Here is a 15,472-nt window from a genome sequence, read left to right as displayed (position 1 = left end):
ACCAGGCGTGCTCATCGCGCCGGCCTGCTCCCAACCGGAAGGATGACTTCATGCGAATCGACCGATTGACCAGCAAGCTGCAGCTTGCACTCTCCGACGCCCAGTCCCTGGCCGTCGGTCTCGACCATCCGGCGATCGAGCCGTTGCACCTCATGCAGGCGCTGCTTGATCAGCAGGGCGGTTCGATCAAGCCTCTGCTGATGCAGGTGGGTTTCGACATCAATGGCCTGCGTCAGGCCCTGACCCAGGAACTCGACCGGCTTCCGAAGATCCAGAACCCCACCGGCGACATCAACCTGTCCCAGGATCTGGCACGCCTGCTCAACCAGGCCGACCGGCTGGCCCAACAGAAGGGCGATCAGTTCATTTCCAGTGAGCTGGTGCTGCTTGCGGCGATGGACGAGAACACCCGTCTGGGCAAGCTGTTGCTGGGGCAGGGGGTATCGAAGAAGGCGCTGGAAAACGCTATCGCCAACCTGCGGGGTGGTCAGGCGGTGAACGACCCCAACGCCGAGGAGTCCCGCCAGGCGCTGGATAAATACACCGTCGACCTGACCAAGCGCGCCGAGGAGGGCAAGCTCGACCCGGTGATCGGTCGCGACGACGAAATCCGCCGGACCGTCCAGGTTCTGCAACGCCGCACCAAGAACAATCCGGTATTGATCGGCGAGCCCGGCGTCGGCAAGACGGCCATCGTCGAAGGGTTGGCCCAGCGCATCGTCAACGGCGAGGTGCCGGATGGCCTGAAGGACAAGCGCCTGCTGTCCCTGGACATGGGGGCCTTGATCGCCGGCGCCAAATTCCGCGGCGAATTCGAGGAGCGTCTGAAAGCCGTGCTCAATGAGCTGGCCAAGCAGGAAGGACGCGTCATCCTGTTCATCGACGAACTGCATACCATGGTCGGCGCGGGCAAGGCCGAGGGTGCCATGGATGCCGGTAACATGCTCAAGCCGGCGCTGGCGCGGGGCGAGTTGCATTGCGTAGGCGCCACCACCCTGGATGAGTATCGCCAGTACATCGAGAAGGACGCGGCGCTCGAGCGGCGCTTCCAGAAGGTACTGGTGGACGAACCGAGCGAGGAGGACACCATTGCCATCCTGCGCGGCCTCAAGGAGCGCTACGAGGTGCACCACGGGGTGACCATCACGGACGGCGCGATCATCGCCGCCGCCAAGCTCAGCCATCGCTACATCACCGACCGCCAGTTGCCGGACAAGGCTATTGACCTGATCGACGAGGCGGCCAGCCGTATCCGCATGGAGATCGACTCCAAGCCGGAAGAGCTCGATCGCCTGGAACGTCGGTTGATCCAGTTGAAGATCGAACGCGAAGCGCTGAAAAAAGAGGAGGACGAAGCGACCCGCAAGCGTCTGGCCAAGCTGGAAGAGGACATCGCGAAGCTGGAGAAGGAATACGCCGATCTCGAGGAAATCTGGAAGTCGGAAAAGGCCGAGGTACAGGGCTCGGCACAGATCCAGCAGAAGATCGAGCAGGCCAAGACCGAACTGGAGGCCGCGCGGCGCAAGGGCGACCTGAACCGTATGGCGGAGCTGCAGTACGGCGTGATTCCAGATCTGGAACGCAGCCTGCAAATGGTCGACCAGCACGGCAAGGCGGAGAACCAGTTGCTGCGCAACAAGGTGACCGACGAGGAAATCGCCGAGGTGGTTTCCAAGTGGACTGGTATTCCGGTTGCCAAGATGCTCGAAGGCGAGCGCGAAAAGCTGCTGAAAATGGAAGACATGCTGCACCAGCGCGTGATCGGGCAGCACGAAGCGGTGGTTGCCGTGGCCAACGCCGTGCGGCGCTCCCGTGCCGGTCTGGCAGACCCGAACCGGCCGAGCGGGTCCTTCCTCTTCCTCGGTCCGACCGGGGTGGGTAAGACCGAATTGTGCAAGGCGCTGGCCGAGTTCCTCTTCGATACGGAAGAGGCGCTGGTGCGCATCGATATGTCCGAGTTCATGGAGAAGCACTCCGTGGCGCGGTTGATCGGTGCGCCTCCGGGGTATGTCGGCTACGAAGAGGGCGGTTATCTGACCGAAGCGGTGCGCCGCAAGCCCTATTCGGTGGTGTTGCTGGACGAGGTGGAAAAGGCCCACCCGGACGTGTTCAACATCCTCTTGCAGGTGCTCGAGGACGGCCGCCTGACCGATAGCCATGGTCGCACGGTGGACTTCCGCAATACCGTGGTGGTGATGACCTCCAACCTCGGCTCGGCACAGATCCAGGAACTGGTCGGCGACCCTGAGGCGCAGCGGGCGGCGGTCATGGATGCGGTCAGCAGCCACTTCCGTCCGGAGTTCGTCAACCGTATCGACGAGGTGGTGGTGTTCGAACCGCTGGCGCGCGAGCAGATCGCCGGAATTGCGGGTATCCAGCTGCAACGTCTGCGCAAGCGGCTGGCCGAGCGGGAGCTGAGCCTGAATCTGTCCGGCGAGGCCCTGGACAAGCTGATTGCCGTCGGTTACGACCCGGTATACGGGGCACGGCCGTTGAAGCGTGCGATTCAGCGCTGGATCGAAAACCCGTTGGCGCAGTTGATCCTGGCTGGCAAATTCGAGCCGGGTGCGAGCATCGCTGCAAAGGTGGAGGGCGACGAGATCGTCTTTGCCTGACAGCTTTAGGCGAAATGTGAAGGCGATGGGGAGACCATCGCCTTTTTGTTTACGGATAGCTAACCGCGGCCTTTCAGCAGGCGTTTGAGCGCTTGGGCCTGCTCTTCGGCCAAATCGATGATGTGGAAGCCGGCCCAGCAGTGCTGGCCATCGGCGCCGGGGCGCTGCCAGAGGCAATCGGCACCGAGGCGGATTTCTTCGATACCTTCGATCGTCTGGGTTGGAACCAGGCGGAATTCCCAGAGCGAGTCGGCATTCAGGAGTTCTTCGCTGAACAGCATGAAACCCTCGGTGGAGAGATCGACCACGCGGCCCAGATTGCGTCCGGAATGTAACTCGAAGGCATCCAGAGGCGGTTCGGCCGTTTGGCGCTCTTGCTGGCGACGCTCTTTTTCCATTGGCGGCGGGCTCCTAGCGGGAATCACTTCTGCGGCCAGTCAGGCGCTGCAGCAGGCGGTAAATGACGTTCAGGGCACGGTCCATCAGGGGTTTGGGCGGTTCGGTCGGCAGGATGCGCACTAGGCCCGACTCCATGTCGCCGGCCAGTTGCGCGAGGGATTTCACGGCGGCACGTTGGCCGCTGTGATCGACGAACATGTAGTTTTGTGTGGTCGAGCTGAACCACGACAACTTCAGGATGCGTTTCTGCTCTCCGCCAAATTCGAACCAGGTGCCGAATTCGACGCGCTGGAGTTCGTCGGCCAACTGCCGGCTGCGCCCGGCCAACGCGATCCCTTCGGTCCCGGCATCGACCGCAGCGGCGACACTTGTGTCCACACCCGATGCGACTTTCGACGACGCCTGAACGGGGGCGGGCGGAATGACTGGGTTATGCTGCTCACTCTTCCTGGGCTGCTGGTCGATGCTCAAGCCCTTGAGCAGGCGGCTGATGTCGTCTTCGTGATGGCCAAGCAGCTGTAACCCTTTGCGTAATTCTTCCCGCGTTCCTTGCACGGTTTCCTGGCTTTCGTGATCGGTCGGGCTGCCGTTTCGGGCCAGATGTTCGGCCACTTCGCTTGCGCGTCGCCATTCGCTGCTCTGTTCGCCATGGCGCAGTTGGATGAAAACCAGTACATCGGTCCAGCTCTGTTCGAGAAAACTGCGGATCGCGTCAGGCGGCATCTGATCGGCGAGGATGCGGGCGATGACGTCGGTAGCCTGTCGGCGAGCATCGAGCAGCTTATCCCGGCCTTTCGCCGCCTCGATGGCGCGCCGCTCGCGAAGCTCCACCTTGTGCCTGAGAGTGGCAACGAACAGCGTGAACTCGTCGAGCAGACTTTCGAATATCCCGAGGTCACCCTCGAAGTGCTGGATCACACGCTCCACCACCCAGTGCACCTTGCTCAGCAATTCGCCGTCTTCGCCATCGCCACCATAGATGACCGCTGCCTGAGCCAGACTGTTAAGCAGGCGGCGCGCGGGGTGGCTGTGTTCGGTGAACAGGCTCCGATCCTGAAGAGCCAGTTTCAGGTAGGGGGTATGCAGGTGCGACAGAGCAATCTTGTAGCTATCGCCCAATTCGTCATCGTCGAGGATGAAATCGAACAGCATGCCCACCAGATCGATGACGTCGGCCTGTTCCGAGGCCATTTTCCCTTGGCCGATCGTATCGCTCCGGCTTTCCAGTTGCTGATGAAGTTCCGCCTTCAAACGATCGACTTTCTGTGGTTCCCGCAGTCGTTGGGCAAGCTCCTCGGCGGACTGACCCTGCAAGCGATTCAACGCATCCAACAGTTCGCTGGCGCTGTAGGTCCGCTTGGCCGAGGGCGGTGCGAAGCTATCGATACTCGGCGTGCCACCCAGAAGCGGCGCTTCGGTCTTGTGCAGCCTGTAATCATCCAGCAGGGCGGTGAGACCACCGAACAGCGCCCCCGGATTGCTGGGGGGCGGGGCGCTCAAGTCCTGAGGGGGCGCACTTGCGCCGGTTGTCGCCGAAGGGGAGGGGGCGTCCGGTTTTTTCGTCGGCTTATCCAGCGGAGTGGGCGAGCGCTGTGCAGTGTATTTCAGGTTCGGCAGTATGCCGGCCTCGATCAGCCGCACGTTCAGGGCTTCGTAGAGCCCGTCGAGGTTCTGCATCAACAGGCGATCGAAGAGCACATAAAGGATGGTCTTGATCTTCACGTGCATGGCGCAGGGAGCCATCGCTTCGCGCAGCGACGATGCGATCGCCAGGGGGCCGAAGGGATTGCTGTCTTCGCCGAGCTTGCGTCCCTCGTTCAGGACCGCCAGGCGCTGGTCGAGGGCGAAAAGCGACTGTGCGCACCGCGCCTTGACCCGGCTGACCATGTTGCTGACCTGCAGGCTTTCTTCGTACTCGTCGTTCTGCACCAGCGCAAGCTGCTCGGCGTCCAGATCGACCGGTATTTCCGAGGCGGTGCGGCCTTCGATGAACTCATCGAAGCGCCGGGCAATGCTCTGGTGGTAGAGGCGTTCGATATGCGGCCATTGCTGGCGAATGTCGCGCATGCTGTCGAAGAACAGGGTCTGGACCTGGTTGTTTTCGGCTTTCTCGGCGCAATCGAACAGTGTGTCTTCGGCATGGCTGAACACCAGATCGAGGTGCTCGGCCAGGTGATTCATCGCCAGCTTGCGGCAACCCTGTACCAGCTCGCTGAAACGCGGTTGGATGACACGGTTGGCCAGGGTACTGACGGTTCTGGGGATTTCGGGTGGGGTGCCTTGGGAGCTCATGGATGGTCCTGGCTGAGCCTCGCGCTCGGCATGTCCTGGCTGAGCGCAAACTTCGCACAGATATAACAGCCGTGCTGAGAACTGCAAAGCATTGTATGAAGAAGAAATTCAGGGTTGACAGGCGCGCGCGGAACCGTAAAATGGCGCGCCTCTGATACGGGAATCCGGTAACGCCGGGCCAGTGAAGAGATTGGAAGGCTCGTCGTTCCGCGATAGCTCAGTCGGTAGAGCAAGTGACTGTTAATCACTGGGTCCCTGGTTCGAGTCCAGGTCGCGGAGCCAACTTCCAAGCGGGGTATAGCGCAGTCCGGTAGCGCGCCTGCTTTGGGAGCAGGATGTCGGGAGTTCGAATCTCTCTACCCCGACCATCTCAGGGTCGTTAGCTCAGTCGGTAGAGCAGTTGGCTTTTAACCAATTGGTCGTAGGTTCGAATCCTACACGACCCACCATTTCAAAGAAGCCCACTTCATCAGGTGGGCTTTTTCATTTCTGGCATTCGCTGAAATGGTGCCACGACTTCGGTTTCCATCCACCGTGTGTGGCGCGTTTATTTGGGGCTATCTCACATCTGTCCGGCGGATCGGGTTGCTAGACTGCCACGCCCAGTTGAACCTCCAGGTCATGATGATGCGTTGGATAGCGATCGCTTTCAGCTTGTTGACCATTGCTGCCTGCAACGACAGCGTTCCCTCTACCACTCCGGTTTCCAGCGCGGCGGACAAAACGACGGTGGTATCTGGCAAGTGTGATGCCTTGCGGGATTACGAGGCGCCTTCGCAGCGTTTCGATGAGCGTGCCCAGGATTTGGCCCATGCGACGGGTTGCTTCATCGAGACCGACCTCTCCGAGACGGCTAGCGTGCAGGTACCCGCTGTGAAAGGAAGCCTGAGCATTCGAGAGGCTATAGCCAAATCGCTCGAAGGAACGTCCTTGAAGATCACGCGCAACGAGCCCGATCTGATCGCCGTGGACGTGAATAAATGATGCTCTGCTGAAGATGTCGGCGAACCGCAGTACGGATCGCCGACATAGCCCTTTTCAGTGCAGCTTCAAGCGTGGTTCCGTGCTGCGGCCGATCCGGTCGCTGAGCATCAGGAGCAGCGTGCGCATAGTGCCGTACAGCGCCATCTGGTGCAGGCGGTAAAGGGAAATGTAGAACATCCGGGCCAGCCATCCCTCCAGCTTCACGCTACCCATCAGATTGCCCATCAAATTACCCACTGCTGAGAAGCTCGATAGCGAAATCAGCGAGCCATAGTCGCGATAGCGGTATTCCGGTAGAGGCTGGCCGGCGATCCGCAGCTTGATCGACTTGGCCAACAGAGAGGCTTGCTGGTGGGCTGCCTGGGCCCGGGGAGGGACGTTGCGGCCCTCGCTGCCTGGTTGTGGGCAGGCAGCGCAATCACCGAAGGCGAAAATGTCGTCATCGAGAGTCGTCTGCAGTGTCGGGCGGACGAGCAATTGGTTGATGCGGTTGCTTTCCAGGCCACCCAGCTCGCGAAGAAAGGCTGGTGCGCGAATACCGGCCGCCCAGACCATCAAGTTCGCGGCCAGCGTCTGCCCCTGGTTGGTCTTCAGGCCATCGCGAGTGACTTCACTGACGGCCGCGCCGGTGATTACCCGAACGCCAAGTTTTTCCAGGGTTTCATGCACTGGCTTGCTGATGCGTTCCGGCAGGGCCGGAAGCACACGTGGGCCGGCCTCGATCAGGGTGATCCGCAGGTTCTCCGGAGTGATGCCATCGAGGCCGTAAGCGGCCAGTTGATGGGCTGCGTGGTGCAGTTCCGCCGCCAGTTCCACGCCAGTGGCACCGGCGCCGATAATGGCGATATCGATCTGTGTGGCATCGTTGCCCTCGCGGGCGTGGGCGCGCAGGTAGTGGCTGAGGAACTGGCTGTGGAAGCGTTCGGCCTGCTCGCGGGTATCGAGGAAGATGCAATGCTCGGCCGCACCTGGCGTGCCGAAGTCATTGGTGGTACTGCCCACGGCGATGACCAGCGTGTCATAGCTGATCTCGCGTTCCGGAACCAATTCGAAACCGTGCTCGTCGCGGGTGGCGGACAACTGGATGCATTTGCGGGTGCGGTCCAGTCCGCACATGCGGCCCAATTGGAACTCGAAGTGGTTCCATTTGGCTTGGGCGACATAGTTCAGCTCGTCCCAGGACGAGTTTAACGACCCAGCCGCTACTTCATGCAGGAGTGGCTTCCAGATATGGGTCAGGTTGCAGTCGACCAGGGTGATGTGGGCTTGGCCGCGTTTGCCGAGGCTTCTACCCAGACGGGTGGCGAGCTCCAGCCCGCCGGCGCCGCCGCCGACGATCACGATACGATGGGACATGGGACAGTCTCACAAGGCTTGGAAAATCCGGGGCGGCCGATAGGGCGAGCGCGAAGCAGCTCATAGCACCAGTTGGCTCAGAAGGCGGCTAAGGAGGCCGAGGCCGATGACGACGGCAAGCACAAGGAGCAGGAGCAGCCAGGGGCGGAATGGCTTACGCTCGACTTGATGCTGGGGAGCACTCAGGTACTGGTCGACGCGTTGTTGGTCGTCAGGACTCAGGCGGCTGGGCATGGAGGGCCTCGATGAAGTGTGACGTCATTCTATCCGTGCCCTTCGTTATCGCTCAACGCTCAGGTCGTCATTCAGTCCGATAATGCCGCCGTGCAATACACGGATCACAGCGCGATACCGATGTCGAACAGGATGGTGCGCCCGAGGTTGTTGCGCAGGAAATCCGGAGCGCCCGGATGGGCGAACAGGACGCGGGCGAAGGTTGGGCCGACCATGGACAGCGATCGCCAGCCTTGGCGGAGGTATTCGGTCGGCGGTGGAAAGTGGCTGTTGAAGTCGGGCACGGCGCGTTTGAGATTGACGAAGGCGAGCAGGTCCAGATCGCCGAGATCCAGATCGCGCTCCACATAGTTATGCGCCTTCTTGCGCAGGGTCGGTGCCAGCCGGGCTTGGAGTTCGGTGGCGGGAATGCGCCGTGGACGACTCTCGCGGCGCACCAGTTGGCTAAGGGAGAACGCGCTGCGGCGTCGCTCCAGTTCGGCGCGCCATTCCTCATTCAGCCGACGTCCTTCATCCAGCACGAAGAACACCTCGAAATTGGCGTCACGGAACAGCACATCCGGCGGCTCCTGGCCTGCACTGCCGAATTCTTCGATGCGGTGTGAGACATTCAGCGCTTGCAACAGGCGCTGGCAAACCCAGCGCTCGCGTTCCCATTTGCGGGCGTTGGAGAGAAACGCGTTGGCTTGTTCGGCCTGATGGGTGAGCAGGCGCAGATAGTCTGAGTCATCCATGGCAAGCAGCTTAGCCCGCTTGGCTGGGGAGAGGTACCCCTTCGTCTGGCGTCAGTCGCTGCTGCTTGGGAGAGGTACACTGGTGCTTTCTTCTCGATGGAAGACTTCCATGCAGATTCGTTCGGTCTTGCCTGAGGATCATTCCGCATTGCTGGCGTTATGGGAGTGCACACCCGGTATTCGTATACGACCCGAAGATGCTCTCGAGCCTTTTTGTGCTTATCTGGCCCGAAATCCGGGGCTGAGCCTGATCGCGGAGCATGAAGGGCAACTGATTGGGTGTGTGATGGCGGGGCACGATGGTCGAAGGGGTTATCTACAGCACCTGGTTGTCGATCCGGCATATCGTCGCCGTGGTATCGCTAGGGCTCTCCTGAAGGAGGTGCTGGCTCGTCTCGCTGAGCTTGGTGTGCATAAGTCCCACGTCTTCGTGTTGAGCGATGCGCCTGAGGCGTTGGCCTTCTGGGCCGCCCAAGGGGGCTGGAATCAGAGGCAGGATATCCAGGTGTTTTCCACGCATGGGGTGCGTTCATGATCGGCGCGGAACTGCTCTCCCCCGAAAGCCAATGGCTAGGGTGGGCGCTCTATCTACCGATCCTGCTCTGGGCTGCTTGGCGAGCGCCCTGGCTGGAGCTGTTCAGCGACATGCGTCGGCAACACTTGCTGTTCGGTACGGTACTGGCCTTGTTCTTCCTGTGGCTGGTGCGGCGCGATTTCGATTCCGGGCTTTCCCTTCATTTCATCGGCATGACTGCGGTGACGCTGTTGCTCGACTGGCCGCTGGCGATACTCAGTGGCTTGTCTGCACAGCTTGGCCTGATCGTTATCGGCCGCCAGGATGTTGCCGCGCTGGGGATGAACGGGGTGCTGTTGGTGCTGATTCCGGTACTGGTGACGGAGGTATGCGCGACCTTGGTCGAGCGTGCACAGCCACGCAATCTGTTCGTCTATATCTTCTGTTCAGGTTTCTTTCCGGCCGCCCTGTCTGCACTGTTCTGCGTATTGGCCGGGCTGGGTGTGCTGTGGATCGATGGACGCTTTCCCATGCCGCCCTGGATCGAGGAATTCGCTGGCTACCTCTGGTTGGTGATGTTCCCCGAGGCTTTCATCAACGGCACCGCCATATCGGCCCTGGTGGTGTTCTATCCAGACTGGCTCGAGACGTTTAACCGCAGCCGTTATCTGCAAGCCCCCTGGAAAGGCGACGAGCCGCCCCATTGATGGCAGGCAATTCAGCCAGCGGATCGGCTAGGTTGGGTTGATGTGGATCAAGTCGCCGGTCGTCTTCTGGCAACGATGATCAACACACCGACAACAGGAGCATGGCATGGGAGTACACGATTGGGCGCGTCAGGTGCTGGCGACCGAACTGGCGGCGGCGGAGGGGAGCGGGTTCGATGAAGCGATGGCACTGCGTGCCTTGCTGAGTGCCATCGTCGAGCGCAGCAAGTCTGTCCGGTCCATCGATGACCTGGCGCAAGAGCTTCAGTTCCTGGCCGACAATCTCGATGACGAGAGGGACTATGCTTTCATGCGTCCCTGAGGTTCGTCAGTGTCCCCGAGGCGGAAGGTCGCCGGAGAACAGATCGTCTTCCAGTTGGTCACCGGGTATCGCATGTTCCTCCGCGGCCCAGGCACCCAGGTCGATCAGCTTGCAACGCTCCGAGCAGAATGGCCGGTTCAGGCTTTGTGGGCCCCACTCCACGGGCGCGCCGCAGGTTGGGCATTCAACGGTCATGGGTTGGCTCATGGCTGGCCTCCGCGCAAGGTCAGGTAGAAGTGATGCAGCCGCTCGACTTCGGCCTTCAACCAGCTCAAATCGCGGTCGTTGACGATCACGTCGTCCGCATGGTGCAAGCGCTCCTCACGCTTGGCCTGCACTTGAAGGATGGCATGTACTTGCTCTTCGGTCACTTGATCGCGCTGGATGGTCCGGGCGAGTTGCAGATGCTCCGGGGCGTCCACCACCAGGACGCGCTGAGCCAGGCGATGCTGTCCGGACTCGACCAGCAGCGGAGACACCAGAATCGCGTAGGGGGACTCGGCACGACCGAGATGGGCCAGAATTTCCTGGCCGATCAAGGGGTGCAGGAGACCTTCCAGCCAGCGCCGCTCCTCGGGATTCTGGAAAATCCGTCCTCGCAGCGCGGCGCGATCCAGTTGTCCATCAGGCAGGAGAACTTCTTCCCCGAAATGCTCGGCGATGCGATCCAGGGCAGGGCGCCCGGGTTCGACGACCCAGCGTGCAGCGTGGTCGGCATCCACGAGATGGACGCCAAGATCGATGAAATGCTGGGCGACGGCGGTCTTGCCACTGCCGATACCGCCCGTCAGGCCCAGAATCCAAGGTTTACTCATTTGAAACCGGCGAACTGCAAATAGGTACCGGTTATTTGATCACCCCAGAGCAAAGCAATCCAGCCAGCGATGGCCAGATAAGGGCCGAAGGGAATCGGCGTGCTGGTCTCCGCGTTGCGCAAGCGCAGCATGATCACACCCAGCACGGCCCCGACCAGAGACGACAGCAGGATGGTCAACGGAAGAATCTGCCAGCCACCCCAGGCACCGAGCATGGCCAGCAACTTGAAGTCGCCATAGCCCATGCCTTCCTTACCGGTGATCAGCTTGAACAGCCAATACACCGACCACAGGCTCAGATAACCGGCCACCGCCCCCCAGAGCGCATCCTCCAGACTGGCGAAAAGCCCGAAGCTGTTGACGATCAGGCCCAGCCAGAGCAACGGCAGCACCAAGGCGTCAGGCAGCAACTGGTGATCGGCATCGATCATGCTCATCGCCAGCAAGCCCCAGGTCAGCACCAAAGCCACCCCGGCCGCCCAGCCGAAACCGAAATGCCAAGCCACGTAAGCCGACAACAAGCCGCAGGCCAGCTCAACCAGCGGATAACGCACACTGATAGGCGCCTTGCAGGCCGAACATCTACCGCGCAGCGCCAGATAACTGACGATGGGAATGTTCTCCCACGCTTTGATCTGGTGATTGCAGTGAGGGCAGCGCGAATGCGGCAGTACCAGATTGAAAACAGGCCCGCTGTCCTCAGCCGGCAGGCCCAGCAACTCCCTGGCCTGACTTTGCCAATCCCGGTGCATCATCTTCGGCAAACGATGAATCACCACATTGAGAAAGCTGCCAATCAACAGCCCCAGCACCAACGCACATAAAACAAAGGCCAGCACATGGCTGGCCAAAAAGTCGATCAAAGGCATGTTTAAACCACAGAGCCCAGCTGGAAGATCGGAAGGTACATGGCGATGATCAAACCGCCGACCAACACACCGAGGACGGCCATAATCATGGGTTCCATAAGGCTGGTAAGACTATCAACCATATTGTCAACTTCTTCTTCATAAAAGCTTGCCACCTTGTCCAACATGTCATCCAAAGCACCCGACTCTTCGCCAATGGCTGTCATTTGCACTGCCATGGCAGGGAATACTGCTGTCGTGCGCATGGAAAAATTTAGCTGCATGCCGGTGGAGACATCTTGTTTGATCTTGTTGACTGCGCTCTTGAAAACCACATTACCGGTAGCGCCAGAGACAGAGTCAAGAGCATCAACGAGTGGAACGCCAGCGGCAAAAGTAGTCGATAATGTCCTTGCGTAACGGGCAACAGCCGATTTATATAAAATGTCGCCCACAATTGGCAGCTTCAAAACTGCCCGGTCAATCCAGTTTCGGAAACCTTCTGAGCGTTTATGAAGCTCTTTAAAGGAGAAGCCAATTGCAAAGAAACAAATCAGAACTATAAACCACCACTCTTGGAGAAGTTCCGAAAGATTAATGACCATCATGGTAAAGGCTGGGAGCTCTGCTCCAAAATTTTCAAACACGGATTGAAATTGTGGAACAACCTTTATGAGGAGGATGGCTGATACGATGATCGCAACAACCACGACCGCAATAGGGTAGGTCATGGCTTTCTTGATCTTGGCTTTCAGAGCCTCGGTTTTCTCTTTATAAGTGGCCACGCGATCTAGCAAGGTCTCCAGGGCGCCTGATTGCTCGCCAGAGTCCACCAAATTGCAGTACAGGTCATCAAAATATTGAGGCTTTTTACGGAGCGATGCCGCAAAGCTATTGCCTGCAGCCACTTCTTGCTTAACTTCGTCAACCAATTTGCGCATATTGGGGTTTTCAAACCCTTCGCCAATGATGTCGAAGGACTGGAGCAGAGGAACGCCTGCCTTCATCATGGTCGCCATCTGGCGGGTAAACAAAGCGATATCCAGCGGTTTGATCTTCTTGCCGGCACTGAAAAGTGATACCGATTTCTTACGTACCTTGATCGGGTTGATGCCCTGTTTACGTAGTTGGGCCTTGACCAAAGCAGGGTTTTGCCCGGCCAGTTCACCTTTGACCTTGGTTCCTCTCTTGTCTGTGCCCTCCCAGGCGAAGACACTGGTTTTCAACGCTTTTTCCGCCATTGGAGTTATTCCTTGGTCACGCGGTTGACTTCTTCGAGGCTGGTGACGCCCTGCATGGCCTTGAGCAGGCCCGAGGTGCGTAGGTCATTGAAGCCATCTCTTCGCGCCTGGGCGGCGATATCGATGGAGTTACCTTCTTCCATGATAATCCGTTGGAGCGCTGGCGTAATTTTAACCACTTCATAAATACCGACACGGCCCTTGTAGCCGCCCTTGCAATTTTCACAGCCGACCGGGCCATAGATTTTGAAGGTTCCGATCTTGTCTTCGGGAAACCCTTCCTTCAGCAGGGCTTCACGAGGAACGTCGATTTCCTTCTTGCAGCTGCCGCAAAGCTTGCGTGCCAGGCGCTGGGCGATGATCAGATTGACCGACGTAGCGATATTGAACGCCGGGACGCCCATATTGCGTAGGCGCGTTAGCGTTTCCGCCGCGCTGTTGGTATGGAGCGTCGACATCACCATGTGGCCGGTCTGGGCGGCCTTGATGGCGATTTCGGCGGTTTCCAGGTCGCGGATCTCACCCACCATGATCACGTCCGGGTCCTGGCGCAGGAAGGCACGAAGCGCTTGGGCGAAATCCATGCCTTGGCGTGGGTTAACGTTGACCTGGTTGATGCCTTCCAGGTTGATTTCCACCGGGTCCTCGGCCGTTGAAATATTGATGTCCACGGTATTAAGGATATTGAGGCCGGTATAGAGGGATACGGTTTTCCCCGAACCAGTCGGGCCGGTCACCAGAATCATGCCCTGGGGTTGTTTCAGGGCATTCATATAGAGTTCCTTCTGATCCTCCTCGTAACCTAGGGCATCAATACCCATCTGTGCGCTGGATGGATCAAGGATACGCATCACAATCTTTTCGCCCCACAGAGTAGGGAGCGTATTGACGCGAAAGTCGATGGCCTTGGATTTGGAAATCTTCATCTTTATCCGGCCATCCTGAGGCTTGCGTCGTTCGGAAATGTCCAGACTAGCCATGACCTTGAGGCGTGCTGCAATCCGGCTGGCCAATTGAATGGGGGGCTTGGCAACCTCGTGCAGAATGCCGTCAGTACGGAATCGTACGCGATAAGCTTTTTCGTAAGGCTCGAAGTGAAGGTCCGAAGAGCCGCCTTTAATCGCATCAAGCAGCATTTTATTGACAAAGCGAACCACAGGGGCGTCATCGGTGTCACCGCCCGCGCCAGCATCTGCCTTGTCTTCGTCTACGGCCTCGATATCCACGCCGTCCAGATCGACATCACCCAGATCTTCCATGCCACTGGCGCTGCTCTCGAAAAACTTTTCGATCGCATCGCCTAGCTTGTCATCTTCGACCAGAATGGATTCCGTATTAAGGCCGGTGCTGAATTGAATATCTGTGACGGCCTGGTGGTTAGCTGGGTCGGAAACTGCAACGAATAGCTTGTTCCCTCTGCGCCAGAGAGGGAGGACGCGGTGCTGTCGAATCAGCTTTTCGCTGACGAGGTCCTTAGGCTGTCCTTCTTTATCTATAGCGTTGAGGTCAAGGAATGCCACCCCAAACTGCTCGGCGGCCAGTTCAGCCAAGGCTCGACCTTTTACCAGTTTGTTTTGCACCAGATAGGTGACTAGGGACAATTTATTTCTATGGGCTTGGGCTTGCGCCTGCTGAGCGCTTCGCTCGTCTAGCAGTTCTGCCAGCACCAATTGCTTCGCCAAGCCGGAAAGGGACACGCTGTCGTTCATGCAAAAACCTCATTCAGCACTGCTGCCTTATATCGCAGTAGCCCAGCACTGCCAAATGTGCGTAGATCAGGTGCCAAAAAACGTCACAAGATGGCGAAAAAATTTAGGGTGGTGCGTAGATCTGGCGTGGGAAGGGACGAAGAATGGCGGATGCCGGAGTTGGCATGCTACATGCAGGGTATCAGGCAGGTCACCTGGCCTATTAACTTAGGAGAAGTCTTAAATGAAAGCTCAAAAAGGTTTTACGCTGATCGAACTGATGATCGTTGTTGCGATTATTGGTATCCTGGCTGCTATTGCTCTGCCGGCTTATCAGGATTACACCAAGCGTTCCCATGTATCCGAAGGTCTGACGCTTGCTGCCGGGGCGAAGGCGGCTGTGGCTGAGTACTATTCTTCGCAAGGCACCATGCCGACCACTAACACTGCTGCTGGGCTGGCTACCAGTATTACTGGCAACGCAGTTACCGGGGTTGCTGTAGGCGCCAACGGTGCCATTACTATCACGTATAACAACAAAGTCGATGCCGGAAGAACTATTATTCTGCAGCCCAACGTTACTTCTGGTGGCATCACCTGGACTTGCACTGGCGGTACCGTGAGTACAAAGTACCGTCCGAGCAACTGCCGCAGCGGCGCTTAATCGAAAAAAGCCACGCGTAAGCGTGGCTTTTTCTTTTTTGGTGGTGGTTGGGGTTTTTG

General features: G+C 58.8%; 16 protein-coding genes and 3 tRNA genes. 9 read left to right on the top strand and 10 right to left on the bottom strand.

Annotated elements, in window-relative coordinates; all coding sequences use genetic code 11:
• The first annotated feature begins 50 nt into the window (after positions 1–50).
• Complete coding sequence (gene clpB, locus BZL41_RS03525; RefSeq protein ID WP_095598017.1) at positions 51–2,615, top strand: ATP-dependent chaperone ClpB; 2,565 nt, start codon at positions 51–53, stop codon at positions 2,613–2,615.
• Between the two features lie 59 nt (positions 2,616–2,674).
• Here the strand turns inward: clpB and BZL41_RS03520 are convergent, their stop codons facing one another.
• Positions 2,675–3,013 carry a PilZ domain-containing protein gene (locus BZL41_RS03520; RefSeq protein WP_095598016.1) on the bottom strand — a complete coding sequence of 113 codons (339 nt, stop codon included), beginning with the start codon at positions 3,011–3,013 and terminating at the stop codon, positions 2,675–2,677.
• A 13-nt stretch (positions 3,014–3,026) separates the two neighbouring features.
• Entirely contained in the window at positions 3,027–5,306 is a 2,280-nt protein-coding gene (locus BZL41_RS03515; protein ID WP_095598015.1) for a DUF1631 domain-containing protein, read from the bottom strand.
• Between the two features lie 206 nt (positions 5,307–5,512).
• Between BZL41_RS03515 and BZL41_RS03510 the strand changes: the two genes are divergently transcribed.
• The 4 genes from BZL41_RS03510 to BZL41_RS03495 all read left to right on the top strand — a co-directional run bounded on the left by BZL41_RS03510 (position 5,513) and on the right by BZL41_RS03495 (position 6,290).
• Positions 5,513–5,588: transfer RNA gene (locus BZL41_RS03510), tRNA-Asn, on the top strand.
• Between the two features lie 9 nt (positions 5,589–5,597).
• Positions 5,598–5,674: transfer RNA gene (locus BZL41_RS03505), tRNA-Pro, on the top strand.
• A 5-nt stretch (positions 5,675–5,679) separates the two neighbouring features.
• Positions 5,680–5,755: transfer RNA gene (locus BZL41_RS03500), tRNA-Lys, on the top strand.
• A 172-nt stretch (positions 5,756–5,927) separates the two neighbouring features.
• Entirely contained in the window at positions 5,928–6,290 is a 363-nt protein-coding gene (locus tag BZL41_RS03495; protein ID WP_143518015.1) for a hypothetical protein, read from the top strand.
• A gap of 54 nt (positions 6,291–6,344) precedes the next feature.
• Here BZL41_RS03495 and BZL41_RS03490 read toward each other — a convergent pair whose 3' ends face one another.
• The 3 genes from BZL41_RS03490 to BZL41_RS03480 all read right to left on the bottom strand — a co-directional run bounded on the left by BZL41_RS03490 (position 6,345) and on the right by BZL41_RS03480 (position 8,614).
• Positions 6,345–7,646, bottom strand: coding sequence for an NAD(P)/FAD-dependent oxidoreductase (locus BZL41_RS03490; RefSeq protein ID WP_095598013.1), 1,302 nt, complete (start codon positions 7,644–7,646; stop codon positions 6,345–6,347).
• Positions 7,647–7,706: 60 nt separating this feature from the next.
• Positions 7,707–7,880: a DUF3094 family protein gene (locus BZL41_RS03485; protein WP_084339414.1), complete on the bottom strand. Its 174-nt coding sequence runs from the start codon at positions 7,878–7,880 to the stop codon at positions 7,707–7,709.
• A gap of 104 nt (positions 7,881–7,984) precedes the next feature.
• Positions 7,985–8,614: a DUF1780 domain-containing protein gene (locus BZL41_RS03480; RefSeq protein WP_084339415.1), complete on the bottom strand. Its 630-nt coding sequence runs from the start codon at positions 8,612–8,614 to the stop codon at positions 7,985–7,987.
• Between the two features lie 109 nt (positions 8,615–8,723).
• Here BZL41_RS03480 and BZL41_RS03475 point away from each other — a divergent pair, with 109 nt between their 5' ends.
• The 3 genes from BZL41_RS03475 to BZL41_RS03465 all read left to right on the top strand — a co-directional run bounded on the left by BZL41_RS03475 (position 8,724) and on the right by BZL41_RS03465 (position 10,157).
• Positions 8,724–9,149, top strand: coding sequence for a GNAT family N-acetyltransferase (locus tag BZL41_RS03475; RefSeq protein WP_095598012.1), 426 nt, complete (start codon positions 8,724–8,726; stop codon positions 9,147–9,149).
• Positions 9,146–9,835: an energy-coupling factor ABC transporter permease gene (locus BZL41_RS03470; RefSeq protein WP_095598011.1), complete on the top strand. Its 690-nt coding sequence runs from the start codon at positions 9,146–9,148 to the stop codon at positions 9,833–9,835. The genes BZL41_RS03475 and BZL41_RS03470 overlap by 4 nt, the downstream gene beginning before the upstream one ends.
• 106 nt (positions 9,836–9,941) lie before the next feature.
• Positions 9,942–10,157: a hypothetical protein gene (locus tag BZL41_RS03465; protein ID WP_095598010.1), complete on the top strand. Its 216-nt coding sequence runs from the start codon at positions 9,942–9,944 to the stop codon at positions 10,155–10,157.
• A 6-nt stretch (positions 10,158–10,163) separates the two neighbouring features.
• On the opposite strand, the gene yacG is transcribed toward BZL41_RS03465, so the two are convergent.
• From yacG to pilB, 5 genes are read right to left on the bottom strand one after another with little or no spacing between them, the layout of a single operon-like run.
• Positions 10,164–10,364 carry a DNA gyrase inhibitor YacG gene (gene yacG / locus BZL41_RS03460; protein WP_095598009.1) on the bottom strand — a complete coding sequence of 67 codons (201 nt, stop codon included), beginning with the start codon at positions 10,362–10,364 and terminating at the stop codon, positions 10,164–10,166.
• Positions 10,361–10,972, bottom strand: coding sequence for a dephospho-CoA kinase (coaE, locus tag BZL41_RS03455; protein WP_095598008.1), 612 nt, complete (start codon positions 10,970–10,972; stop codon positions 10,361–10,363). Before coaE ends, yacG begins: the two co-directional genes overlap by 4 nt.
• Complete coding sequence (locus tag BZL41_RS03450; protein WP_095598007.1) at positions 10,969–11,841, bottom strand: A24 family peptidase; 873 nt, start codon at positions 11,839–11,841, stop codon at positions 10,969–10,971. The genes coaE and BZL41_RS03450 overlap by 4 nt, the downstream gene beginning before the upstream one ends.
• 2 nt (positions 11,842–11,843) lie before the next feature.
• Positions 11,844–13,061, bottom strand: coding sequence for a type II secretion system F family protein (locus BZL41_RS03445; protein ID WP_095598006.1), 1,218 nt, complete (start codon positions 13,059–13,061; stop codon positions 11,844–11,846).
• A gap of 5 nt (positions 13,062–13,066) precedes the next feature.
• Entirely contained in the window at positions 13,067–14,770 is a 1,704-nt protein-coding gene (gene pilB, locus BZL41_RS03440) for a type IV-A pilus assembly ATPase PilB (RefSeq protein WP_095598005.1), read from the bottom strand.
• Positions 14,771–14,993: 223 nt separating this feature from the next.
• On the opposite strand from pilB, the gene BZL41_RS03435 reads away from it, so the two are divergent.
• Positions 14,994–15,413, top strand: a complete 420-nt coding sequence (locus tag BZL41_RS03435) for a pilin (protein WP_095598004.1) — start codon at positions 14,994–14,996, stop codon at positions 15,411–15,413.
• Positions 15,414–15,472 lie beyond the last annotated feature (59 nt).

The organism is Pseudomonas sp. PIC25 (assembly GCF_002286785.1).
GTDB lineage: Bacteria > Pseudomonadota > Gammaproteobacteria > Pseudomonadales > Pseudomonadaceae > Pseudomonas_M.
This window is presented reverse-complemented; position numbering and strand designations above follow the sequence as displayed.

What these genes read in the sequence shown, in the direction of transcription:
- BZL41_RS03495 (WP_143518015.1), top strand. Translation starts at nt 5,928, where the DNA reads ATGATGATGCGTTGGATAGCGATCGCTTTCAGCTTGTTGACCATTGCT.
- BZL41_RS03490 (WP_095598013.1), bottom strand. Translation starts at nt 7,646, where the DNA reads ATGTCCCATCGTATCGTGATCGTCGGCGGCGGCGCCGGCGGGCTGGAG.
- BZL41_RS03480 (WP_084339415.1), bottom strand. Translation starts at nt 8,614, where the DNA reads ATGGATGACTCAGACTATCTGCGCCTGCTCACCCATCAGGCCGAACAA.
- clpB (WP_095598017.1), top strand. Translation starts at nt 51, where the DNA reads ATGCGAATCGACCGATTGACCAGCAAGCTGCAGCTTGCACTCTCCGAC.
- BZL41_RS03435 (WP_095598004.1), top strand. Translation starts at nt 14,994, where the DNA reads ATGAAAGCTCAAAAAGGTTTTACGCTGATCGAACTGATGATCGTTGTT.
- yacG (WP_095598009.1), bottom strand. Translation starts at nt 10,364, where the DNA reads ATGAGCCAACCCATGACCGTTGAATGCCCAACCTGCGGCGCGCCCGTG.
- BZL41_RS03515 (WP_095598015.1), bottom strand. Translation starts at nt 5,306, where the DNA reads ATGAGCTCCCAAGGCACCCCACCCGAAATCCCCAGAACCGTCAGTACC.
- coaE (WP_095598008.1), bottom strand. Translation starts at nt 10,972, where the DNA reads ATGAGTAAACCTTGGATTCTGGGCCTGACGGGCGGTATCGGCAGTGGC.
- BZL41_RS03450 (WP_095598007.1), bottom strand. Translation starts at nt 11,841, where the DNA reads ATGCCTTTGATCGACTTTTTGGCCAGCCATGTGCTGGCCTTTGTTTTA.
- BZL41_RS03485 (WP_084339414.1), bottom strand. Translation starts at nt 7,880, where the DNA reads ATGCCCAGCCGCCTGAGTCCTGACGACCAACAACGCGTCGACCAGTAC.
- BZL41_RS03445 (WP_095598006.1), bottom strand. Translation starts at nt 13,061, where the DNA reads ATGGCGGAAAAAGCGTTGAAAACCAGTGTCTTCGCCTGGGAGGGCACA.
- BZL41_RS03475 (WP_095598012.1), top strand. Translation starts at nt 8,724, where the DNA reads ATGCAGATTCGTTCGGTCTTGCCTGAGGATCATTCCGCATTGCTGGCG.
- BZL41_RS03520 (WP_095598016.1), bottom strand. Translation starts at nt 3,013, where the DNA reads ATGGAAAAAGAGCGTCGCCAGCAAGAGCGCCAAACGGCCGAACCGCCT.
- BZL41_RS03465 (WP_095598010.1), top strand. Translation starts at nt 9,942, where the DNA reads ATGGGAGTACACGATTGGGCGCGTCAGGTGCTGGCGACCGAACTGGCG.
- pilB (WP_095598005.1), bottom strand. Translation starts at nt 14,770, where the DNA reads ATGAACGACAGCGTGTCCCTTTCCGGCTTGGCGAAGCAATTGGTGCTG.
- BZL41_RS03470 (WP_095598011.1), top strand. Translation starts at nt 9,146, where the DNA reads ATGATCGGCGCGGAACTGCTCTCCCCCGAAAGCCAATGGCTAGGGTGG.